21 protein-coding genes are annotated in these 20,906 nt (G+C 72.5%); 10 read left to right on the top strand and 11 right to left on the bottom strand.

Annotated elements, in window-relative coordinates; translation table 11 throughout:
- The first annotated feature begins 8 nt into the window (after positions 1–8).
- From LK09_RS03885 to LK09_RS03875, 3 genes are all read left to right on the top strand, one after another.
- The gene (locus tag LK09_RS03885) at positions 9–1,451 is read left to right on the top strand and encodes a DUF1254 domain-containing protein (protein ID WP_082008040.1); all 1,443 of its coding nucleotides are present in this window, start codon (positions 9–11) and stop codon (positions 1,449–1,451) included.
- 91 nt (positions 1,452–1,542) lie between these two features.
- Positions 1,543–2,052 carry an O-acetyl-ADP-ribose deacetylase gene (locus LK09_RS03880; RefSeq protein WP_039396234.1) on the top strand — a complete coding sequence of 170 codons (510 nt, stop codon included), beginning with the start codon at positions 1,543–1,545 and terminating at the stop codon, positions 2,050–2,052.
- 39 nt (positions 2,053–2,091) lie between these two features.
- Positions 2,092–2,550: a hypothetical protein gene (locus tag LK09_RS03875; RefSeq protein WP_039396232.1), complete on the top strand. Its 459-nt coding sequence runs from the start codon at positions 2,092–2,094 to the stop codon at positions 2,548–2,550.
- A gap of 14 nt (positions 2,551–2,564) precedes the next feature.
- On the opposite strand, the gene LK09_RS03870 is transcribed toward LK09_RS03875, so the two are convergent.
- From LK09_RS03870 to LK09_RS03855, 4 genes are all read right to left on the bottom strand, one after another.
- Positions 2,565–3,209, bottom strand: a complete 645-nt coding sequence (locus LK09_RS03870; protein WP_039396229.1) for an NAD(P)H-hydrate epimerase — start codon at positions 3,207–3,209, stop codon at positions 2,565–2,567.
- A gap of 67 nt (positions 3,210–3,276) precedes the next feature.
- Positions 3,277–3,477, bottom strand: a complete 201-nt coding sequence (locus tag LK09_RS03865) for a CsbD family protein (RefSeq protein ID WP_039396226.1) — start codon at positions 3,475–3,477, stop codon at positions 3,277–3,279.
- A gap of 39 nt (positions 3,478–3,516) precedes the next feature.
- The gene (locus tag LK09_RS03860) at positions 3,517–3,849 is read right to left on the bottom strand and encodes a hypothetical protein (RefSeq protein WP_156138643.1); all 333 of its coding nucleotides are present in this window, start codon (positions 3,847–3,849) and stop codon (positions 3,517–3,519) included.
- A gap of 97 nt (positions 3,850–3,946) precedes the next feature.
- Positions 3,947–5,179 carry an MFS transporter gene (locus LK09_RS03855; protein WP_039396220.1) on the bottom strand — a complete coding sequence of 411 codons (1,233 nt, stop codon included), beginning with the start codon at positions 5,177–5,179 and terminating at the stop codon, positions 3,947–3,949.
- A 112-nt stretch (positions 5,180–5,291) separates the two neighbouring features.
- Between LK09_RS03855 and LK09_RS03850 the strand changes: the two genes are divergently transcribed.
- Positions 5,292–5,987, top strand: coding sequence for a GntR family transcriptional regulator (locus LK09_RS03850; RefSeq protein ID WP_039396216.1), 696 nt, complete (start codon positions 5,292–5,294; stop codon positions 5,985–5,987).
- A 36-nt stretch (positions 5,988–6,023) separates the two neighbouring features.
- Here the strand turns inward: LK09_RS03850 and LK09_RS03845 are convergent, their stop codons facing one another.
- Positions 6,024–7,895, bottom strand: coding sequence for an alkyl/aryl-sulfatase (locus LK09_RS03845; RefSeq protein ID WP_039396214.1), 1,872 nt, complete (start codon positions 7,893–7,895; stop codon positions 6,024–6,026).
- 121 nt (positions 7,896–8,016) lie between these two features.
- On the opposite strand from LK09_RS03845, the gene LK09_RS03840 reads away from it, so the two are divergent.
- Positions 8,017–8,934 carry a patatin-like phospholipase family protein gene (locus LK09_RS03840; RefSeq protein ID WP_039396211.1) on the top strand — a complete coding sequence of 306 codons (918 nt, stop codon included), beginning with the start codon at positions 8,017–8,019 and terminating at the stop codon, positions 8,932–8,934.
- A 19-nt stretch (positions 8,935–8,953) separates the two neighbouring features.
- Here the strand turns inward: LK09_RS03840 and LK09_RS03835 are convergent, their stop codons facing one another.
- On the bottom strand, positions 8,954–10,147 hold the full coding sequence (locus LK09_RS03835; RefSeq protein WP_039396207.1) for an amidohydrolase: 1,194 nt from the start codon (positions 10,145–10,147) through the stop codon (positions 8,954–8,956).
- A 91-nt stretch (positions 10,148–10,238) separates the two neighbouring features.
- Between LK09_RS03835 and LK09_RS03830 the strand changes: the two genes are divergently transcribed.
- The 3 genes from LK09_RS03830 (at position 10,239) to LK09_RS03820 (ending at position 14,372) form a co-directional block, all read left to right on the top strand.
- A complete protein-coding gene (locus LK09_RS03830) occupies positions 10,239–12,119 on the top strand; it encodes a Na+/H+ antiporter NhaA (protein ID WP_039396204.1) in 1,881 nt (626 codons plus the stop codon).
- Positions 12,120–12,177: 58 nt separating this feature from the next.
- Positions 12,178–13,113: a S1C family serine protease gene (locus tag LK09_RS03825; RefSeq protein WP_039396203.1), complete on the top strand. Its 936-nt coding sequence runs from the start codon at positions 12,178–12,180 to the stop codon at positions 13,111–13,113.
- A gap of 140 nt (positions 13,114–13,253) precedes the next feature.
- Complete coding sequence (locus LK09_RS03820; protein ID WP_039396200.1) at positions 13,254–14,372, top strand: lactonase family protein; 1,119 nt, start codon at positions 13,254–13,256, stop codon at positions 14,370–14,372.
- Between the two features lie 37 nt (positions 14,373–14,409).
- On the opposite strand, the gene LK09_RS03815 is transcribed toward LK09_RS03820, so the two are convergent.
- Genes LK09_RS03815 through LK09_RS03805 form a run of 3 tightly spaced genes read right to left on the bottom strand, consistent with a single transcriptional unit; the run spans position 14,410 to position 17,584 of the window.
- On the bottom strand, positions 14,410–15,351 hold the full coding sequence (locus LK09_RS03815) for an ATP-grasp domain-containing protein (protein ID WP_039396197.1): 942 nt from the start codon (positions 15,349–15,351) through the stop codon (positions 14,410–14,412).
- A complete protein-coding gene (locus tag LK09_RS03810) occupies positions 15,348–16,148 on the bottom strand; it encodes a hypothetical protein (protein WP_039396194.1) in 801 nt (266 codons plus the stop codon). Before LK09_RS03810 ends, LK09_RS03815 begins: the two co-directional genes overlap by 4 nt.
- 56 nt (positions 16,149–16,204) lie before the next feature.
- Positions 16,205–17,584 carry a chymotrypsin family serine protease gene (locus LK09_RS03805; RefSeq protein ID WP_156138642.1) on the bottom strand — a complete coding sequence of 460 codons (1,380 nt, stop codon included), beginning with the start codon at positions 17,582–17,584 and terminating at the stop codon, positions 16,205–16,207.
- Positions 17,585–17,709: 125 nt separating this feature from the next.
- Here LK09_RS03805 and LK09_RS03800 point away from each other — a divergent pair, with 125 nt between their 5' ends.
- The gene (locus LK09_RS03800; protein WP_039396191.1) at positions 17,710–17,931 is read left to right on the top strand and encodes a hypothetical protein; all 222 of its coding nucleotides are present in this window, start codon (positions 17,710–17,712) and stop codon (positions 17,929–17,931) included.
- A 36-nt stretch (positions 17,932–17,967) separates the two neighbouring features.
- Here the strand turns inward: LK09_RS03800 and LK09_RS03795 are convergent, their stop codons facing one another.
- A complete protein-coding gene (locus LK09_RS03795; protein ID WP_039396189.1) occupies positions 17,968–19,341 on the bottom strand; it encodes a glucose-6-phosphate dehydrogenase in 1,374 nt (457 codons plus the stop codon).
- Between the two features lie 92 nt (positions 19,342–19,433).
- Complete coding sequence (locus tag LK09_RS03790) at positions 19,434–20,126, bottom strand: M15 family metallopeptidase (protein WP_231562949.1); 693 nt, start codon at positions 20,124–20,126, stop codon at positions 19,434–19,436.
- 87 nt (positions 20,127–20,213) lie between these two features.
- Here LK09_RS03790 and LK09_RS03785 point away from each other — a divergent pair, with 87 nt between their 5' ends.
- Positions 20,214–20,903 (top strand): response regulator transcription factor, encoded by a 690-nt coding sequence (locus LK09_RS03785; RefSeq protein ID WP_039396187.1) that lies wholly within the window; start codon positions 20,214–20,216, stop codon positions 20,901–20,903.
- Positions 20,904–20,906: the final 3 nt, after the last annotated feature.

Raw genomic sequence — 20,906 nt, 5'->3', positions numbered from 1 at the left:
GCGATCCGATGGCGATCGAGGGTACCCCCGGGGCAGGTCTCACGAGCGAGCAGCTGGCCGAGGAGGTGACCCACCTGTCGACACCGGATTCGCTGTCGACGCCGTTCGGCGATCTGGAGTTCTTCGACGGGGTTCCGCGGGCCGAGTCGGTGGAGACGATCTTCGACGGACTCGACCTGCTGCGCGGCATCGACGCGTTCCTGACCGCCGTGCCCGGGGCATCCCTCGTCGCGATGCGCCGCGGCCTGCGCACCGCCGGAGTCGTGTCGCCGGACATCATCGGCTACACGGACCCCCGCGCGAACTCCGGCGGCCTGTTCCTGACGCCCAACACCGAGACCACCTACGGGACCACGTTCCTCGACCTGCGTGCCTGGGGCCCCACGGTCATCGAAGCGCCGCCGGAGTCGTTGTGCGTCGTCGACGACTTCTGGTTCCGGTACGTCGCCGACATGGGCATCCCAGGCCCCGACAAAGGCGCCGGCGGCAAGTACCTGTTCCTCCCGCCGGGGTACGACGGCGAGCGGCCGGACGGCTACTACACGTACGAGTGCCCGACCTTCACCAACTGGGTGGTGCTGCGCGCCCTGGGCGGCGTCCCGGCCATGAAGCAGACCCGGATCTATCCGCTCTCCGCGGCGGACGACCCGCGCGAGAACACGTTCGTGAACATCGCGAACGTGCTGCAGAACACGGTGCACGCCAACGACTTCTCGTTCTTCGAGGAGGTCGCCCAGCTCGTCGCCGAGGAGCCGGTCACCGCGCTCGATCCGGAGCGCGCCGGCACCCTGGCGGCGATCGGCCTGAAGCACGGCACCCGGTTCGCCCCCGACGACCGCCTCCGCGGCATCCTCGACGACGCCGCCCGCATCGGCGCGGCCATGTCGCGGGCGATCCTGTACACGCCGCGCGAGCCCGAGGCGTACTTCTGGGAGGGACTCTCGTGGAAGAACCCCTTCGTCGGCGGCAGCTACGAGTTCCTCAGCGACGGCGCCCGCAACCTCGACGCGCGCACCCGGTTCCACTACTTCGCGACGGTCATCACCCCGGCCATGGCGCACGCGCAGGTCGGTGCCGGATCTGCGTACACCTACACGGCGCACGATGCCGACGGGCACGTGCTCGACGGCTCCGCGACGTACTCGCTGCGCATCCCCGCGAACCCGCCCGCGAAGAACTTCTGGTCGGTCGACCTCTACGACACGCAGACCCGCTCGCTCCTGCAGTCGACGGCGTACCCGGCTCTGTCCAGCCTGACCGGCACCGTCCAGCCGGACGACGACGGCTCGTCCGTGCTGTGGTTCGCTCCGACCGCCCCCGAGGGCAAGGAGTCGAACTGGGTCCCGACGATCCCCGGCAAGTCGTGGTTCCCGATGGTGCGCCTGTACGGGCCGCTCGAGCCCTGGTTCGACGGAACGTGGCAGCTCCCCGAGATCGTCAAGGAGAGCTGAGGGATGCCCGAGCCCGACGCCGCTGCCGCACCGCCGCCGATCACCCGGATCGACTGACGCCGGCCGCGACCGGCGGTGGCAGACTGGGCCCATGACCGAGATCCGTGCTGAACTCGGCGACATCACGCGGCAGGAGGTGGATGCCGTCGTCAATGCCGCCAACAACGCCATGCGCGGCGGAGGCGGCGTCGACGGCGCCATCCACCGGGCCGGGGGCCCCGCCATCCTGCAGGACTGCATCGCGCGGTTCCCGCACGGCCTCGCCACGGGGGATGCCGGATGGACCACCGCCGGCGACCTGCCGGCACGGTGGGTCATCCACACGGTCGGCCCGAACTACGCGGCCGGGCAGCGCGATCGCGGCCTGCTGACCTCGTGCTATCGGCGCAGCCTCAAGGTCGCCGACGAACTGGGCGCCCGGTCCGTCGCGTTTCCGCTGATCAGCGCCGGCGTCTACGGATGGCCCCGGCAGGATGCCGCGGCGGCGGCGATCGAGACGATCGCCGCGGCCCGCACCGGCGTCGCCGAGGTGCGCCTGGTCGCGTTCAGCGAAGACGCGTTCGCCGACATCGAGGCGGAGCTCCTCCGCGCGATGTTCTGACCCCCGCGCCGGCGACGCCCGATCGGCTAGCGTGGCCCCATGTCGTACGTCGTCGATTTCGTGAACGTCTCCACCGTGGGCCTGGAGTCCTCGCCCGTCGCCGAGGCCCTCGCGGGCCTGCGCGCCAACGAGGCCCGCTACTTCCACAACAAGTACCAGCACGAGTTCACCACGGTTCCCGCCGCGGAGGCCGCCGACACCCTCGCCTGGGTCGAGCGGGTGCTCGCCGAGCGCGACATCCGCATCGCCTCCCCCGCCCTGGAGGTCTCGGACTTCGAGGTCGAGGGCACCCGGTGGTCGTACGTCTTCTACGAATCCGGCCTGTCGATCAACGTGCTCTACGGCCTCGAGCCCGGTTCGAAGCGCGCGGTCGGCTTCAAGCTGTCCGACGGCATGGAGGTTCCCGCCGAACTCGGCGCGTTCAAGTTCGCGCGGCAGAAGTCGAAGCTCGCCGGCACGATCCGCGGCTCGTTCTTCGTGATCAAGGGCGAGTACTGAGCCCGGACGCCTGATCAGCCGCGACGGACCTCGTCGATCCAGACGGATGCCACCGGGTCCGTCAGCGCCAGGCCGAGGTTCACGAGCACGATCCGCCCGCTCAGCCGCCGGCCGGCGCCCCGCCGGAGTCCGGCCTTGACGCCGCCGAAGGTGACGGTGGTCTCCGCGGGCAGCACCACGCCGTCGGTCGTGCCGTCGTCGGGATCGAGACCGCTCGGCAGGTCGACGGCGACCACTCGCGCGGGCGTGCCGATGAGGGTTTCGACCGCCTGGCGTGCGGCGCCGCGCAGGCCGCCGCGGGCACCGATGCCGAGGATGCCGTCCAGCACCAGGTCGTACTCCCGGCGCGCCGCGACGGCGAGTTCGACCTCGGACGCTCCCGCCGCCCGCGCGGCATCCAGCGCGCCCTCGTGCACCCGGGCGGATGTGCGCAGGATGTCGACCGCCGTGCCGTCGGCGGCCAGCTCCGCCCCGGCGAACAGGGCGTCGCCGCCGTTGTCGCCCGCCCCGGCCAGCACCAGCATCCGCTGTGGCGCTTCCTCGGCGACCACCTGCGCGAGGGCCGCTGCGGCGCGGCGCATGAGCGGCACCCCGGCCGCGAGCAGCGGCGCCTCCGCCGCGCGGATCTGCCCGGCGGTGAACGCCCCGACGGTGACCATACGACGATGCTAGACAGAACGATGCCGGGCCCCGTCCTCGACGGGCCCGGCATCCTTCGCGTCCGGACTACTTGTCGTTGTCGAACGCGTTCTTCACGTCGTTCGCGGCGTCTTTGACGTGACCCCTGGCCTGGTATCCCTTGGCCTTCGCCTGGTGCGCCCTGCCCTCGTCGACGAGGTCAGGGTTGTTGGTGACACGTCCGGCCGCCTCCTTGGCCTTGCCCTCGACGGTCTCCTTGGCGGCCTTGGCCTTGTCTTCGGCGCTCATACGCTGTCCCCCTTCTCGGTTTCGACCCGCGGCTGCGGGTCACGCGGTTGCCGGCAGTTGAATCGGCGGGTGCGACGGAATCGGGACCGGCCGGGTGTGCGAGGGCCGGGAGGCCCCGTCGCGCGCCGCGAGCTGGCCGAGCGCGTGATCGATGGATGCGTGATGCGTCGGCAAGCCGACCGGCCGCACCCAGGTCACGTCGACGTCGTCGTACCCCACCGATCCCTCGATGTAGGCGACGAGTCGTCGTGCGTCACGTGCCTCGTAGAGTGTGTCGTGAATGAGCCAGTTCGAAGGTCCCACTTTGACGACGGCATAGCGCCCGATTCTCGCTTCCATCTTGCACTCCCCTCGTCGCACGCCGTGCCCCATCGCCCGCCGTGCGTTCTGTTGTCCATGCGACTCTAAACGGCGGCCGATCCTTTGACTTGGGGGTTGACATTGCCGGCGGCGGACGTTAGTCAGGGCGTCACGACGCGTGCCGGTCTTCGCGCGGAACGAGCCCGAGCGCGACGAGCGGGGTGAGGGCGACCGCGGCGAACGCGAGCGGGAATCCGACGGCGGTCACGAGGGCCCCGACACCGGGGCCGACGACGGACGCCGCGACGAACTGGCCGGTGTTCTGGATGCCGAGGGCCCGGCCCGACCAGGCCGGTCCTGCGGCCTCGGCGACCGAGGTGAACGCCAGTCCGTTGTCGGCGACGCTCACCGCCGTGGCGAGGAGGAACACCGCCCCGGCGGCGACGTCCCAGTGCGCCGCCCCGCACGCCGCCAGCAGTCCCATGACGACGACGCCGGCGAGGGCGACCTGGCGGAGCACCCGCACGCGACTGCCCACCCGGTCGCTCAGCGACCCGACGGCGATGCGGCCGAGCGCCCCGATGAACTGCGACACGGCGATGAGCCCGCCCGCGACGGCGGCGTTCCAGCCGAGGGCCGTCGTCATCCAGACGAGGCCGAAGATCGACAGCGTGAACTGCGGCACCACCAGCAGCACCGACACGGCGTGGATGCGCACCAGGAACCGGTCGCGTGCGTAGGGGTTCGCCGGACGCGCGCCGGAGGATGCCGCGGCGACCGCGGGGCGCGGCGGGTTGCGGATCCCGAACCAGCAGGCGACGGCCAGCACCCCGGTGGCGGCCGCCGCGACCAGCAGCGGCGCAGTGAGCCCCGCGCCGGCCGCCAGCGGCGGCACGACGAGCGCGGCGGCGGCGACACCGAGGGGCTGGGACATCTGCCGGATGCCCATGGCGAGGCCGCGGCGGCTGCGCGGGAACCACCCCACCACGATGCGCCCGCTGGCCGAGTTGGTGCTCGCGGACGCCGCGCCGCCCAGCATCAGCAGGATCGCCAGGGCGACGAACCCCTGCGCCGCCGACGCGGCCAGCGCGAACAGGGCGGTCAGGAGGAGCCCGCCGGCGATGACCCCGCGTTCGCCGCGGCGATCGACGAGGGCTCCCCAGGCGACGAGGGTGCAGACCATGCCGAACGTCGGGGCGGATGCCAGCAGCCCGGCCTGGGCCAGCGACATGCCCTGGCCGCCGTGGTCGGGCGAGGCGTGCAGCAGCACGATGAGATACGCCGGCGTCGACACGAGGAACGTCCCGGCCGCCTGGGCGAGCACGCCGAGCACGAGCATGAGCCAGGCCTTCGCCGGTGTGTGCTCGCGGACCGGCGGCGCGACGCGCGTCTCGGTGCTCATGTGCTCCTCCTCCGTGGGATCGGTCCGACATCTTGCTGGGATACCAGCATGGTGTACCAGTTCGGCGTACCAGTCAGGTATACCATGAACATGGACCCGATAGGAGAGCACCATGGGCACGACGAGCGCCGACGACGCGTACGACGCACTCCGCGAGGCGGTGCTGACGCTCGACCTCGCGCCGGGCGAGCTGCTCAGCGAACGCGGGCTCGAAGACCGGCTCGGGGCGTCCCGCACTCCGATCCGCGCCGCGCTCCTGCGGCTGTCCGCCGAGGGCCTCACCCGGCGCGACGGGCGCGCCTGGCGGGTGAGCCCGATCGACCTCACCGAGATCCGTGCGGTCATGGAGTACCGCGAGATCGTCGAGACCGCCGCCGCGCGCCTCGCCGTCGAGCGCGCCGACGCGGCCGACATCGAGGCGCTGCGGGCAGTCGCCGAGGCCAGTCGCGAGCACGACGACGCGGATGCCGAGATGCTCCGCGACGGCGGCGACTTCCACCTGGCGCTCGTCCAGCTCGCCCGCAACCCGTTCCTGGCGAACGCGGTGCGCGACGCCCTCACCCGGCTGCTGCGCACCCGCTGGCTCGAGGTGCGCACGGCCGAATCACGCGCGCACGCCCGTGCCGAGCACCGGCACATCGTCGACGCGATCGCCGCGCGCGACGCCGACCGGGCGGCCGGGCTCGTCGCCGAACACAGCCGCGGCACGCGCGATCGCCTGCTCGCCTACCTCGAGGACGAGCACCGGCGGCTGCGCGGCCGCGGGTTCGCGATCGTGGAGTCCTCCCCCGAACCGGTCCGCGCCTGAGCCCGACGGGCACAGGCGCGGACGCGGCAGATCAGCTCAGGGCAGGACGATCTCGAAGTCCGGGTCGCCCGGCGACAGCACACCCAGCAGCCGGCCGACGACCCCGAGGTCGCCGGTCGCCTCGATGCCCGGCGACTGCTGGTCGCCGGCGGCGAGCGCGATCAGGCGCGGCTTGGTCAGGGAGAGGTGCAGCGGGGCATCCCCGCTCGGCTCCCGCTCGACGTACACGAACACGCCGTTGCGCAGCGTCAGGCGGAAGGAGCGGCCGAGGTCGGTCAGAGTCAGGTCGAACGCCAGATCGAGGTCCCACGCCCTGGGCCCGTCGATCGTGATCGCGACCGCGTCGAACAGCTGCTCGGGCGACAGCTGCGCGATGATCTGCGGCGCGTTCGTCGACGTGGGCGTGCCGAACGAGCCGCCCCGCAGTTCGCGCGCCCCGGAGAGGTAGAAATTGCGCCAGGTGCCGTTCTCGGCCCCGTATCCGAGCTGCTCGAGCGTGTCGGCGTAGAGCTCTTTCGCCGCCGCGTCGTCGGGGTCGGCGAACACCGCGTGGTCCAGGAGCGTCGCCGCCCAGCGGAAGTCGCCCTCGTCGAACGCCGTCCGCGCCAGCTCGATCACGCGGTCGACGCCGCCGATCGCGGCCACGTAGCGCTCCGCCTGCGCCTTCGGCGGGTGCGGCCACAGGCGTGCCGGGTTGCCGTCGAACCAGCCCATGTACCGCTGGTAGATCGCCTTGACGTTGTGGCTGACCGACCCGTAGTAGCCGCGCGCGTGCCAGGCGTTCTCGAGGGCCGGCGGCAGCTGGATCTCCTCCGCGATCTCGGCACCGGTCTTGCCCTGGTTCAGCATCCGCAGCGTCTGATCGTGCAGGTAGCCGTACAGGTCACGCTGGAGCCCGAGGAACTCGACGATCTCGGCGTTGCCCCACGTCGGCCAGTGGTGCGACGTGAAAAGCACGTCGGCCTCGCCGCCGAAGCGTTCGATGGCCTCGGTGAGGTACTGCGACCACACGTGCGGGTCGCGCACGAGCGCGCCGCGCAGGGTGAGGAGGTTGTGCAGCGTGTGGGTGGCGTTCTCGGCCATGCACAGCGCGCGGTACCGCGGGATGTAGAAGTGCATCTCGGACGGCGCCTCCGTGCCGGGAGCCATCTGGAACTCGAACTCGACGCCGTCGACCGTCTGCTTCTGCCCCGTCGTGCTGATCTCCACCGTCGGGACGATCAGCGTCGCCTCGCCGGTGGACGTCGTCTGCCCGAGGCCGGCTCCGACCGCGTCCTTCGGGCCCCGCGCGAGCGCGGCGCCGTACATGTAGCCGGCCCGGCGGGCCATCGCGGTGCCCGCGTACACGTTCTCGGCGACGGCGTGCTCGACGAGTCCCTCCGGGGCGATGATCTGCACGGCTCCGGAGTCGACCTCGTCCTGCGTGACGATGCCCTGCACGCCGCCGAAGTGGTCGATGTGGGAGTGGGTGAAGATCACCGCGGTCACCGGCCGGTCGCCCCGGTGCTCCCGGTAGAGCGCGACGGCGGCAGCAGCCGTCTCCTTCGAGATGAGCGGGTCGATCACGATGATCCCGGTGTCGCCCTCGACGATCGACATCACCGAGAGGTCGAGTCCGCGCAGCTGGTACAGGCCCGGGACGACCTCGTAGAGGCCGTGCTTGGCGACCAGCTGCGACTGGCGCCACAGGCTCGGGTTCACCGTGTCCGGGGCGTCGCCGGCGAGGAAGTCGTAGGTGGTGGCATCCCACACGACCGCACCGGCGGAATCCGTGATCTGCGGCGTCTCGAGGGTCGCGATGAACCCCCGGTCGGCGGCGGCGAAGTCGGCGTCGTCCGCGAACGGCAGCCGGCGGCGCACCTCCTGCTGCTGGGCGACGATCGCGGCGGTGGCGTCCTTGCTGGTCACTGTGCTGCTCCCTTCGGGCGGGGCTTTCCCCCGCCTATGAAGTCTGTCTCAGAGCGTTGGGTTCAGCAAGGCAGAAGGCGTCCGGCGCTTCGGGATGCCGCGCGGGGATAAGGTTCCCTGCATGGAGAACGCCCTCGTCCTGGGATCCGGCGGCATCACCGGCATCGCGTGGACGCTCGGCGTGCTGTCGACCTGGGCACGCGGCCCGTTCGACGTCGTCCTCGGAAGCTCTGCCGGCGCGTTCGCCGGGGCTCTGCTGGAGGCTCCCGAGGCGTTCGCGCAGGCGTGCGAACGGGTGTCGCATCCGGATTCCTCCTCCGCGCGGCGCGACCTGGCGCTGGCCCTCGGCGGTGCCGCCCCGCGTCTGCTGTCGGCGCCGGGACCCCTCGGCGACCCCCTCGCCCGGGCGTGGATCGTCGGCACCGTGACGCGCCGGTTCGCCGCCTCCGCCGGGTCCGGACCGCGGGCGCTCGGCGCCGGGGCGCGGGCGATCCGCAAGCAGCTCGCGATCCGCCCGCTGGACGACGTCGACGTGCGCGCCCTCGCGATGCTGGCCGCCGGCCGCCGTCGCGCCGCGGGCCCGGGCTGGGTCGCCTACTGGCAGGCGCAGCTCGGCGACGCGGAGTGGCCGGGCGAGCTGCAGATCGTCGCGATCGACTCCCGTACCGGCGCGCGGCACGTCTTCGACCGGGACGCCGGCGTGCCGCTGGCCCGGGCCGTGGCGGCGAGCACGGCGATCCCGGCCCTCGTGGGCGCGATGCCCATCGGCGACTCGGCGTACTTCGACGCCGGCATCCTCGACACCACCAGCGCGGACCTCGTGGCCGGGGCCGACGCCGTGACGGTCATCGCGCCGTACCCGCGTCCGCCGATCGACACCCGCGTCGCGGAGCTGCGCGCGGGCGGCACCGAGGTGACCCTGCTCACCCCGAGCGACCTCGCGGTGCTCGGCCTCGGCCAGCAGCGCCTGGATGCCGCCGGACAGCGGGCGTCCTTCGAGCTCGGGCTCCGGGACGGCCGGATGCTGCCCGCCGGGTGAGCCCGGGCCGGACCGGCGATCAGACGGTGACGACGCCGTTCTCGACGACGACGCGTCCGCCGGCGACGACCAGCTCCCGGCGCGGTGCGCGCACGAGGGCGTCCGGCACGTTCTGGGCGTCCACGAGCACGACGTCGGCGCGGGAGCCGACCGCCAGATCGTGCTGCTCGCGATGCACGAACGGCGCCGCTTCGGTCGAGGCGAGCGACACCGCGCGGGCGAGGGCGTCGTCGGTGCGCATGCCGTGCAGCCGCGCGAACGTGAGCGCGACGCGCAGCAGGTCGCCGTCGCCGAACGGGTTCCACAGGTCCCGGATGCCGTCGGTGCCGAGTCCGAGGCCCATGCCGGCATCCCGCATCGCCCGCCACGGCAGGGGCGCGGACCCCACCGGCGCGACGGTGGTCCAGGAGATGCCCGCCTCGGCGAGCTGCGGCAGCAGCTCCTGCCGGGCACGCTCGGAGATCTCGCCCAGCGCGAAGCCGTGCGCGATGTTCACCCGCCCCTGCGCGCCGACGGCGAGGGTGCGCTCGATGATGAGCTCCAGCTGGAAGCGGCCGAGCTCCCCCTCGTCGTGCAGGTGGATGTCCAGCCCGGTGCCGGTCCGGTCGACGATGTCGAACAGGGCGTCGAGCTGGGCGACCGGGTCCCGGTCGATGCCGGCCGGATCCAGGCCCCCGATGTTCGCGACCCCCATCGACGCGGCCTCTTCGAGGAGGGCGATGACCCCGGGCCGGCGGATGACCCCGTCCTGCGGGAAGGCGACGATCTCGATCCCGACCGCTCCCCCGAGGTTCCGCCCGGCTTCGAGCACGTCCTCGACACCGCGAAGGCCCAGGCCGAGGTCGACGTCGACGTGGGTGCGCGTCGCGGTGGTGCCGTGCCGCAGGAACTCGCGCAGCACCTTCTCGACACCGCCGACCGAGGGGATCTGCAGCTCGTCGCGGTGGGCGCGCTCGTGCTCGATGCGTCCCTGCGTCGTGGCGACGCCGCCGTAGGGCACCCACGGCTGATCCCACCAGGACTTGTCCACGTGGGCGTGCGCGTTGATGAGACCGGGAATCGCGAGCAGGCCGCGACCGTCCACGACGGCCGCGTCCGGCGCCGTCGCCGTGCCGGCGGCGACCACCGCGGCGATCGAGTCGCCCTCGATGAGGAGGTCGGATGCCGCCTCTCCGAGCGGACGGACGTTGCGGAGGATCCAGGTGTCGGTCATGACAAGAATGGTATACCAAAATACCTGAGCAGCTGCCGTGACCCCGCATCCGGAGCGACGGGAATAGAGTCTCCCTCGTGGAGGCGGCGAGGTGAGCGAGGATCGGCTCGCGTCCGCCGACAGCGGGTTCACCGCGTGGTCCCGTGCCGTCGCCGCGCAGCTGAGCACGTTCCTGCGCACCGAGGCCGGCAGCTCCGGGGTGCTGATCGCGGCGATCGTCGCCGCCCTCGTCTGGGCGAACGCGAGCCCGGCGACCTATGCGGGCCTGTGGTCGAGCACCCTGTCGATCGCTGTCGGCGACGTCGGCATCTCCCTGGAGCTGCGCGAGTGGGTCTCGTCGGGGCTCATGACCCTGTTCTTCCTCGTGGTCGGCCTCGAGGCGCGCCGCGAGTTCGATCTGGGCTCGCTCCGCCGGCGGCGCGACTTCATCCTCCCCGCGATCGCCGGGGTGGTCGGGATGCTGCTCCCGGTGCTGATCTACCTCGCCGTCAACGCGACCGGCGGCGCGATGCACGGCTGGGGCATCGCGATGTCCAGCGACACCGCGCTCGCGCTGGGCCTTCTCACCCTCGTCGCGCGCACCATGCCCGAGCGGGCGAAGGGGTTCCTGCTCACCCTGTTCATCGCCGACGACCTCGTCGCGCTCGTGGTCATCGCGGTGGGCTACAGCACGGGTTTCGCGGTGCTGCCGTTCGCCCTCGGGGTCGTGGCGTTCGCCGCGTACCTGGTGGTGCGGCGCTTCCGCACCGTCGTGCCGTTCGCGTGGATCTTCGCCGTGGCATCCTGGGCGGCGGTGCTGGCCAGCGGGGTGGATCCCCTCATCGTCGGGCTCGCGATCGGCCTGTGCACCCGCGCCTCCGTGCCGCAGCGCGAGCGCCTCGAAGACGCCACGGCGCGGTTCCGCGAGTTCCGCGAACAGCCCACGTTCGGGTCGGCGGTGCAGGTGCGCGACGGCCTGCGCGAGGCGATCTCGCACAACGAGCGCCTGGAGAGCGTCTTCCACCCCTGGAGCAGCTACGTCATCGTTCCCCTGTTCGCCCTGGCGAACGCCGGCGTCGCGCTGGATGCCGCGACCCTGACGCACGCGTACACGTCGCCGATCTGCCTCGGCATCATCGCCGGATACGTCCTCGGCAAGCCGATCGCGATCGCGGCGACGACGCGGATCGTGTCGTGGGCGAGTCGCGGGCGCCTGCGCGCCCCGGTCGGCTGGGCGTCGGTCACCGGCATCGGCACCATCGCCGGCGTCGGCTTCACGGTGTCGCTGCTCATCGCCGGGCTGGCCCTGCACGGACCCGACCTGGACGCGGCGAAGATCGGCATCCTCACCGCGATCGCGGTCAGCACGCTGATCACCGGGGCGTTCTTCCGGATCGTCGCGCTGCTGCCGGCCAGGCGCCGCGCCCGCGCCCTCCTCGGCGAGGCCGACGAACTGATCGACCTGGCCGAAGAGGTCGACGAGCGCCGGGACCACATCCGCGGACCGCGGGACGCCGCCGTCACCGTCGTCGAGTACGGCGACTTCGAGTGCCCGTACTGCGGGCGCGCCGAGCCCAACGTGCGCGCCCTGGAGGCGATGAGCGATCTCGAACTGCGGTTCGTGTGGCGGCACCTGCCGATCACCGAAGTGCACCCGCACGCGCAGCGGGCCGCGGAGGCCGCCGAGGCCGCGGCGGCGCAGGGCCGGTTCTGGGAGATGCACGACCGGCTGCTCGACCACCAGGACCTGCTGGACGAGGACGACCTCGCCGAGCACGCCGGCATCCTCGGTCTCGACGTCGAGCGGTTCCGGCGCGACCTGCGCGACGGGCGGTACGCGGCCCGCGTGGCGCGGGATGTCGAATCCGCCGATCTCAGCGGCGTCGCCGGCACCCCGACCTTCTTCGTGAACGGCCGCCGCCACTACGGCGCCTACGACGTGGAGGCGCTGCGCGCCGCCGTGCTGGGCGCCTACCAGGAGTCGCTGCGCTGACGGGTGCGCCGTCAGCGAACTCGGCGCCCCGCGTGCGCCGGCGGCGCACACTGGTCACGTGGACGAGACCGACCCCGACGCGGACGCACTGGATGCCTACTCCGCGACCGTGATGCGCGTCACCGAGCAGGTGCTGCCGTCGGTCGCGGCCGTGACCGTGCGCACCCGCCAGGGCGGCGGCGCGGGCAGTGCGTCGGTGATCACCGCCGACGGCGACCTCCTCACGAGCGCGCACGTCGTCGACGGCGCCGTGGGAGTGGAGCTGGCGTTCTCGGACGGCACCGCCTCCGCCGCGCACGTGGTCGGCGCCGACCCGCTCTCGGACCTCGCGGTGCTCCGCGCCGACGGGCCGACCCCGCCGCCGGTCGTGCTCGGGGATGCCGCCCGGCTGCGGGTCGGGCAGCTCGTCGTGGCGCTCGGCAACCCGCTGGGCCTGTCCGGCAGTGTCACCGCCGGCATCGTGTCGGGCCTCGGCCGGTCGCTGCCGACGCGGTCGGGGCGCGTGATCGACGAGGTGATCCAGACCGACGCCGCACTGAACCCCGGCAACAGCGGCGGCGTGCTCTCGGACGGATCGAGCCGCATGGTGGGCGTGAACACCGCGGTCGCCGGCATCGGCGTGGGACTGGCCGTGCCGATCAACGCCACCACCCGGGCGATCATCGACGCCCTGCGCACCCGAGGACGTGTGCGCAGGGCCTGGCTCGGCATCGCCGGGGCGACCGTGCCGCTGAGCCCGGCCGCCGCCGCGAAGGTGGGGTCGGATGCCGGGATGCAGGTGGTGCAGGTCGTCTCCGGCAGCCCCGCCGCACACGCCGGCGCGCACGTCGGCGACGTGGTCATCTCGCTCGACGGCATCCCGATCCTCGATCCGACCGGCGTGCAGCGCGCCATGGTCGAGGGGGCCATCGGCCGCCGCATGGAGATGACGGTGTGGCGAAACGGCGCCCTGGTGGACGTCGTGGTTGAGCCCGAAGAGCTGCACGTGCGCTGATCCGGCCCGCCGTCTCGGGTCCGGCACCGGCCTTACGGACCGGTGACACCACCCGTCTCCGGTCGGTAAGCAGATCGCCGTTCCCCCGGCCCTCCCGCAGTGCGACTGTGAGCGCAGACACCAACCCCGGGAGGGAAACCATGAAGATCCGCTACCGTGCCGGCGCCGCAGCCTTCGCCGCCGTCGCACTCCTCGGCGCCGGCGCCACCGCCGCGAACGCCACCCCGAACCCGCGCCCGGTGGGCGCGGTCTTCGTGCAGACCGACGGCCTGGCCGGAAACGCCGTCGTCGCCTACGACCGGCTCGCCGACGGCACGCTGCGCCAGGCCGGCACCTACGACACCGGGGGCGACGGCGTGCAGCTGGCCGGCTCCGTCGTCGACCATCTCGCCTCGCAGGGCGGCCTCGCCCGCAGCGGCGCGAACCTGTTCGCCGTCAACGCGGGCAGCGACACCGTCACCTCGTTCGCGATCGCCGGCGACCGACTCCTGCGACGCCAGGTGGTCGCGACGCACGGAGACGCCCCGGTCAGCATCGCCACCCACGATAACCGCGTGTTCGTGCTCAACGCCCGCGGCGGAGGCTCCATCCAGGGCTACCTCAAGGTGGGCGGCGCACTCGTGACCGTGCCGTCGTGGCACCGCGCCCTCGGGCTGGACCCGAACGCGACGCCCGAGTTCACCCACACGCCCGCGCAGATCGCGTTCACCCCGGACGGCTCGAAGCTCGTCGTGTCCACCAAGGGCAACACGAGCGCGTTCGACGTGTTCGCGGCGACGCCGGCCGGGCTGTCGGCCGCTCCGGTCGTCACGTCCCTGCCGGGCACGGTCCCGTTCGGGTTCCAGTTCGACCCCGCCGGCCACCTCGTCGCCAGCGAGGCCGGCACCAACTCGGTGGCGACCTTCCGCGTCGAGCAGGACGGACGCCTGACGCAGCTCGACGTCGTCGCGACCGGGCAGAAGGCCACCTGCTGGATCGCGGTCGACGGCTGGAACGTCTACGCGTCGAACGCCGCCAGCGCGACCCTCAGCGGTTATCGCCTCGGCCGCGACGGCTCGCTGACCGCGACCGGCGTGACCGCGACTCACGCCGGCACCGTGGATGCCGCGGTCAGCGCCGACGGGCGGTTCCTGTACGTCCAGACCGGCGCGGCCGGCATGGTCGACGGCTACCGCGTGGGCGCCGATGGATCGCTCACCGCGGTGGGCGCGGTTCTGGTCCCCGGTGCCGCCGGCGGCGAGGGGATCGTCGCGATCTGACCCGCTCGCCCGTCCGGCCGGCTCGCCGTCGCCTGTCTCAGGCGGCGGCGAGCCAGCGCGCGAGGGCGTCCGAGATCGGGAGCCCCGCGGCGGTCTCGTACCACGGGTATCCCGGAGACGGGTTCACCTCGAAGCACACCACCCGCCCGTCGTCGGCGAGCTTCAGGTCGACGCCCGCGAAGGGCAGATCGAGGTCGCGGGCGAGATCGACGCAGCGCTGGGCGATGTCGTCCGGCACCGCGTACGGGGCGAGCGTGGCATCCCGCCCGACCTGCGCACGAGCGTAGCGATAGTCGGTCGCGTCCGAGTCGACGATCGCCGCGTACACCTCGTCGCCGACGACGTGCACGCGCACGTCGCGGCCGCGCACGTTCTCCTGGAACTGCACCGGGCACCAGCGGATCCGTTCCAGGCGGTCCGCATCGGCGACCGGGTCGAACCGGCTGACGATGGACCGGATGCCGCTCGTGGACTTGTAGACCGCGCCGCCGTGCGCCGCGACGAACGCCCGCACCTCGTCGGGATCGTCGCTGAGGAGGGTCTCGGGGGTGTCGAACCCGCCGCGCTGCACCCGTTGCGCCTGATACGGCTTGGACATGTTCGACGCCATCGCCGAGAGGCGGTTGGCGACGCGGCGGCCGGATGCGACCGGCGCGACCTCCGTGAAGGCGGTGAGCGCCTCGAAGACGGCGCGGGCGCGGATCATCCGCGGGTCGTCCTCGCCGGCGGATGCCAGCTCCGGCACAAGCTCGGGTTCGACCGGCCGCACGTACACGCCCCGCACGTCGGCGAGGTCCACGGTGCGCCCCTCGGCCTCGAGCGTGCCGACGACGGCACCGCCCTGCAGGGCGATGTCGACGCGCTGCGACGTGAACCGGCGCGGATGCACGACGAGCGTGTCGGCGCCCCGGCGGGCGAGCGCGTCGGTCAGCATCCGGACGGGGCTTTCGGTGGGCACGGCCCAGACGACGACGGTCATGCCGTCACCTTCTCCCTCTCCGCGGCGCTCTCCCGGACACGTGCCAGCGCACGCACCAGGGCGCCGCCCGCCACCGGCAGATCCGGAAGCGGGGTGAAACCCGCGAACATCCATTGCTCGCCGGTGACGACGACGTCGATGCCGGCGAGCGCCTCGGCGGCCCCGAGGCTCGCGCACAGGCGCTGGATGCCCGGAGCGAATCCAGCGGGTACGGGTGCGCCCGCCTGCCGGGCGACGCCCTCCGGGTCGACGAGCGTCCCGTCGAGCACGACCACGTGCAGCAGCCGGGCGCCAGGGCCGGCCTGTCGCAGCGCCGCCTCCAGCAGGGGCTGCCCGCCGGCCCGCGTCCCCCGGTCGGTCTGCAGCCGGACATCCGGACACGCGAGTCCCGCGGCCGAGGCGAGCAGCCCGGCGCGCAGCGGATGCGGAGCGGGGCCGGCAAGGCACGACGGGTCGGGCCGGTTGCGCACCGGACACGAGAGGCCGTCCAGCCAGCTCAGGACGAAGGCGGTCAGCTCGGCGGTCGCGTAGTCGCGTTCCACGGGCGGCGCCGTCCGCCAGGCCGCCATCGGCGGGGCGGACATCCGGTTGATCAGCAGATCCGGATGCCCGATCACGATGCGCCCGTCGACATCCACCAGGGCGCTCACGCCCGCGCGGCCGATCCGCTGGGATCGCCGCCTCGCGAACGAGAGCAGATCCGAGGTGACGAGCGCGCAGTCGTCGCCCGCCTCGCGCAGGCGCTGCACGAGCCAGAGCGCAGCGGTGTCGTCGGGGTCGCAGAGCACGACGGACATGGGTCCTCCTCGAAGTGGCACCGGCCGGCGGCGGTGCCGCCGGCCGGTGTTCACTCTCACGCCCAGGGCGTGTCCAGTTCGGCCTTCGCCGCCGCGGCATCCGCCGCCTGCTGCTCGGCCTCGGCACGAAGCGCTGCGAGCTGCTCCGGGGTGAGGTCGTCCTCGCCGCTGAACGCGCTCTGCGTCAGATCGGGCCGCAGTTCCGCAGCGACGAAGTTCTCCAGCGAACCGAGCACCTCTTCGAGCGCAGCGAGCCGCTGTGCGAGTCCACCCGCCCGCGGTGTCTCGATGGGACCGGGGCCGACCGGAGGCAGGTTCTCGGGGATCCGCTTGACGTCGCGGATGTCCTTGAACTGCTTGTTGTCGGCGATGATCTCCTTGTCCTTGATGAACTCCTTGCGGATCTCCTTCTCCTTGATGATCTCCTTGCGGATCTCCTTGTCCTTGATGAAGTCCTTGCGACCGTCCTTGAGGTCCTTGATGACGGACTTGCCCACGACGATGTCCACGTTCAGCTCCGACAGCACGTTCGCGATCGGGTTTCCGACCGTGCTCGTGCCCGAGCCCGCGAACAGCAGCGCGACGACGTAGCCCGCCGAGTCGACGATCACCGATCCGGAGTCGCCGTGGTCGGAGAACAACGGGTTGTGCGTGGTGTCGGAGGCGATGCTCACCTGACCGGTGAGCGTGCGCACGCCGATGCCGTCGCCATAGTCGATGTTCACCGACAGCGACAGCCCGTCGACCGTGCCGTACGTGAGCAGGGTCGTACGACCCCGCTTGCGCACGGCCATGCCGAGCGCGGCCGGCTTCGTCCCGGCGACGTTGCCGATATCGACGATCGTCCCTGCCGTGGCGCGGCCGGGGTCGATCGAGATGACGGCGCCGTCGACGGCGGACGACAGGGTCGCCCGGGCGATCGCACCGAACTCGTCGGTCGGGACGACGCCGGTGTCGATGCGGCTCGGCTGCACCTGACGGTCGCCGACGCTCCAGGTCGAGTCGACGCAGGCGACGTGGAAGTTCGTCAGCGCCGCCCGATTTCCGGACGCCTTGTCCACCACGATCGCGCCCAGCGTGCCGGCGAAGATGAATCCGCCGACGGCCCGGCTCGGGCCCATGCTGACGCCGCCCTCCAGGGTGGCGTAGTGATTCGTGTCGGCCTGGGCGCTGAAATCGAGCGGCTCGCTCGCGACCTGCAGCTGATAGTCGCGCTGCAGCACGTCGGTGACGACGCCGTCGATCTGGGCCGGCACCAGCTGCGCCTTGGCGACGGTGGCCTTCTTCTGCTTGACGTGGACGCGGATCGCGACCTCGTCCGTCTGCTCGCCGCCGACGTACTTGTAGCCGACGTCTATTCCGGTCACGCCGGGCCGCGACAGATACTCCGCCTCGGCACGGTCTTTGATCGCGACCAGTTCTTCGATGGATGGCATGGCCATCCCCCTTCCCCCCAAGGTTGTTCGGGCGGACCGACGTCCGCTCTCCTACGAGGAGGGCGCCGGAAAGGCACTGATACGCGCCCCTGGCGCGGTGGGCGCCGCCGTGAGACGATCACGACATGGCGATCAGCTACGACGAAGCGGTGGCCGTCCAGCGGCGACACGAGTCGGCGCTGCTGGCACTGCCCGGGGTGAACGCGGTCGGCGTCAAGCAGCGCGACGACGGCCTGGTGCTCGAGGTGACGACCGATGCGGATGCCGCGCTCCCGGCCCCGTGGGACGGCGACGAGATCGACGGCCTGCCGTTGCGGGTGGTGCACGGGCGCTACGAACCGCAGTAGGCGGCCGCGCCCGTTCTTGCGGCGGCGAGCGCGCTCCTACGAAGCCTGCGACGTCGCCCAGCCCGCGGGCCCGGGCGAGCCGGCCGGGTAGTCCTCGAGCGGCACGTCACCGCGGCTCCAGGCATCCTGCACGGGCTGGACGATCCGCCAGCATTCCTCGGCCGAGTCGCCCCGCACCGACAGCGTCACATCGCCCTCGAGGATCTCGCTGAGCACCTGGGTGTACGCGTGGATGCGCCCCTCCCCGAGCGCGACCGTCGCCGCCTCGCGGTGCAGTTCGAACGGGTCGTCGCCGCCGTTGACGTTCAATTCGAAGGTCACCGTGTCGGGTCCGAGGGAGAATCGCAGCACGCCGCCGTCGGGCGCGTCCCCGAGGAACCCCTCGGGCAGGTGCCGCACCTTGCGGAACGTGACGACGACCTCGGCGCGCGCGGTCCCGAGCGCCTTGCCGGAGCGCAGAGTGAACGGCACCCCCGCCCAGCGGGACGTGCGCACCTCGCACGTGAACTCGGCGAGCGTCTCGGTGTCGCGCGACGGGTCGACCCCGGGCTCGTCCACGTACGAGGGGATCCGGCGGTCGCCGATCGTGCCCGCCGTGTAGCGGGCCCGGCGGGAGAAGTGCACCGGATCGTCGTCCCAGATGTGCGTGGCGCGCAGGGCCGCTCCCTTCGCGTCGCGCAGATCCCGTTCGCCGAGCGTCGCCGGCGGGGCCATCGTCAGGGTCGCGAGGATCTGGAGCAGATGGCTCTGCAGCATGTCCACCATCGCGCCGGCGTGGTCGTAGTAGCGGGCCCGGTTCTCCAGCGCCAGGGACTCGTCGAAGCGGATGAGCACGTGCTCCACGTGCGCGGCCGACCACAGCGGCTCGACGAGCCGATTGGCGAACCGCACGCCGAGGAGGTTCAGCACGGTGTCGCGGCCGAGGAAGTGGTCGACGCGGAAGACCTGCCGCTCGGGCACCAGGTCCCGCAGCACGGCGTTCAGCTTGGCCGCCCCCTCCCGGTCTCCGCCGAACGGCTTCTCCAGCGCGAGCACGAGGTCCTCGGGCAGCCGGACCTGCTGCAGCGCCGTGCACGCCGCCGCCGCGACCGCGGGAGGAACGGCGAAGTACAGCACGACCGGCCCGTGCAGGGGCTCGAGGAGGCTCGTCAGCGCGTCCGGGTCGGTGATGTCCGCCTGCACGTAGCGGGTCTCGGCGACGCGGGGGAACTCGTCCTCCGCGCCCGCGGCGGCGAAGGCCTTCCGCACGGCGTCCCGCCAGTGGTCGTCGTCCCAGGCGTCCGAGCCTGCCCCGATGAGCGTGAGTTCCCGGTCGGTGTCCCGGTGCAGCAGTTCCCCGACTGCCGGGAGGAGCAGGCGCGACGCGAGGTCGCCGGACGCGCCGAGGATGACGAATGTTGCAGGCCGCATGGGATCGACGCTAACCCGCGCACGGTTCGGCGCCACCCCCTCGCTTTCGACGCGTTTCCGGTGTACGGGCGCCGGGATCCGGATGCCCCCGGTCATCCGGTAAGGCGCGGGTCGTGGCTCGGGTCGGCGTACATCGCCGGGCATCCCTGGGTCTTCGCCTTCGGCCGCAGTTCGAAGTGCCAGCCCTCGTTCGCGTAGATCTGGCAGAGGCCGTAGGCGGCGCCGTGGCGCGACAGCCAGTCGTCCGCCGCCCACGGGCCGATGTCGATCGCCTCGCCCTTGACGTGCTCGGAGGCATCCGGCGTCGCGACCCACTTCTCCGCCTCGGTGCGCGAGCCGTACTGCGCGATGGCGTCCTGCAGCATCTGCTCCTGCAGCTTCGGCGAGCGCCAGCCGCTGTTGACGACGAACCGGATGTCCGGACCCGCCGCGCGCGCGGCCGTGCGCACCGCGGCCAGGAGTGCCGGGTCCAGCTTCGTGACGGCAGGCAGGGTGTCGTCGAACACCGACACCGACCCGCCGGCGATGACGCCGTCCGCCGCCGTCGGCGCCCCCTGCGCGAAGGAGCCGCCGGCGGTGTGCGTGCCGCCGGCGGTGTGCGTGCCGCCGGCACCGGCCCCGGCCCAGGACCCCAGTGCCGCTGCGGCGCCGAGGATGCCGGGCAGCATGAGCGCGGTCACGAGGAGGGCGGCGGCGCCCAGGCCCGCGACGAGGATCCGGCGGGCGGTGCGCCGGGCGCCGGTCCGCGGACGGGGCCGGGGGTGAGGATGCACGATCTGGTTCACCGCACCAGTCCACCCGGGCGGGTGTTGCGAGGGCGTATGCGCTGTCGCATATGTTCCCGATATGTCCGGGTCCGTAGCATCGGAGTCATGCGCGTGCTGATCGTCGAGGACGAACCCCTCCTGGCCGAGGGCATCCGCGACGGGCTGCGGCTGGAGGCCATCGCGGCGGATGTCGCCGGCGACGGCGACACGGCCCTCGAGCTGCTCGACGTCAACGGGTACGACCTGGCCGTGCTCGACCGGGACATCCCCGGTCCGTCGGGCGACGAGGTGGCGCGCCGGATCGTGGCGTCGGGGAGCGGCATCCCGATCCTGATGCTCACCGCCGCGGACCGTCTCGACGACAAGGCGTCGGGGTTCGAGCTCGGCGCCGACGACTATCTGACCAAGCCCTTCGAGCTGCGCGAGCTCGTGCTGCGGCTGCGCGCCCTCGACCGGCGGCGCGGGCGGTCGCGCCCGCCCGTGCGGGAGATCGGGGGCCTGCGGCTGGACCCGTTCCGCCGGGAGGTGTTCCGCGACGGACGATACGTGGCCCTCACCCGCAAGCAGTTCGCCGTGCTGGAAGTTCTCGTCGCGGCGGAGGGCGGCGTGGTGAGCGCGGAAGAGCTGCTGGAGCGGGCGTGGGACGAGAACGCCGATCCCTTCACGAACGCGGTGCGCATCACCGTGTCGGCGCTGCGCAAACGGCTCGGGGAACCGTGGCTGATCGCGACCGTGCCCGGAGTGGGCTATCGCATCGCGTCGGGCGACGACCCCGGGACGCCGGGGCATGCCTAGGCC

The sequence above is a fragment of the Microbacterium mangrovi genome, from assembly GCF_000802305.1.
Taxonomy (GTDB): Bacteria; Actinomycetota; Actinomycetes; order Actinomycetales; family Microbacteriaceae; genus Microbacterium; species Microbacterium mangrovi.
This window is presented reverse-complemented; position numbering and strand designations above follow the sequence as displayed.

Coding starts and splice junctions, on each gene's coding strand:
- LK09_RS03885 (WP_082008040.1), top strand. CDS start 9: ATGGCGATCGAGGGTACCCCCGGGGCAGGTCTCACGAGCGAGCAGCTG.
- LK09_RS03880 (WP_039396234.1), top strand. CDS start 1,543: ATGACCGAGATCCGTGCTGAACTCGGCGACATCACGCGGCAGGAGGTG.
- LK09_RS03875 (WP_039396232.1), top strand. CDS start 2,092: ATGTCGTACGTCGTCGATTTCGTGAACGTCTCCACCGTGGGCCTGGAG.
- LK09_RS03870 (WP_039396229.1), bottom strand. CDS start 3,209: ATGGTCACCGTCGGGGCGTTCACCGCCGGGCAGATCCGCGCGGCGGAG.
- LK09_RS03865 (WP_039396226.1), bottom strand. CDS start 3,477: ATGAGCGCCGAAGACAAGGCCAAGGCCGCCAAGGAGACCGTCGAGGGC.
- LK09_RS03860 (WP_156138643.1), bottom strand. CDS start 3,849: ATGGGGCACGGCGTGCGACGAGGGGAGTGCAAGATGGAAGCGAGAATC.
- LK09_RS03855 (WP_039396220.1), bottom strand. CDS start 5,179: ATGAGCACCGAGACGCGCGTCGCGCCGCCGGTCCGCGAGCACACACCG.
- LK09_RS03850 (WP_039396216.1), top strand. CDS start 5,292: ATGGGCACGACGAGCGCCGACGACGCGTACGACGCACTCCGCGAGGCG.
- LK09_RS03840 (WP_039396211.1), top strand. CDS start 8,017: ATGGAGAACGCCCTCGTCCTGGGATCCGGCGGCATCACCGGCATCGCG.
- LK09_RS03835 (WP_039396207.1), bottom strand. CDS start 10,147: ATGACCGACACCTGGATCCTCCGCAACGTCCGTCCGCTCGGAGAGGCG.
- LK09_RS03820 (WP_039396200.1), top strand. CDS start 13,254: ATGAAGATCCGCTACCGTGCCGGCGCCGCAGCCTTCGCCGCCGTCGCA.
- LK09_RS03815 (WP_039396197.1), bottom strand. CDS start 15,351: ATGACCGTCGTCGTCTGGGCCGTGCCCACCGAAAGCCCCGTCCGGATG.
- LK09_RS03810 (WP_039396194.1), bottom strand. CDS start 16,148: ATGTCCGTCGTGCTCTGCGACCCCGACGACACCGCTGCGCTCTGGCTC.
- LK09_RS03805 (WP_156138642.1), bottom strand. CDS start 17,584: ATGCCATCCATCGAAGAACTGGTCGCGATCAAAGACCGTGCCGAGGCG.
- LK09_RS03800 (WP_039396191.1), top strand. CDS start 17,710: ATGGCGATCAGCTACGACGAAGCGGTGGCCGTCCAGCGGCGACACGAG.
- LK09_RS03795 (WP_039396189.1), bottom strand. CDS start 19,341: ATGCGGCCTGCAACATTCGTCATCCTCGGCGCGTCCGGCGACCTCGCG.
- LK09_RS03785 (WP_039396187.1), top strand. CDS start 20,214: ATGCGCGTGCTGATCGTCGAGGACGAACCCCTCCTGGCCGAGGGCATC.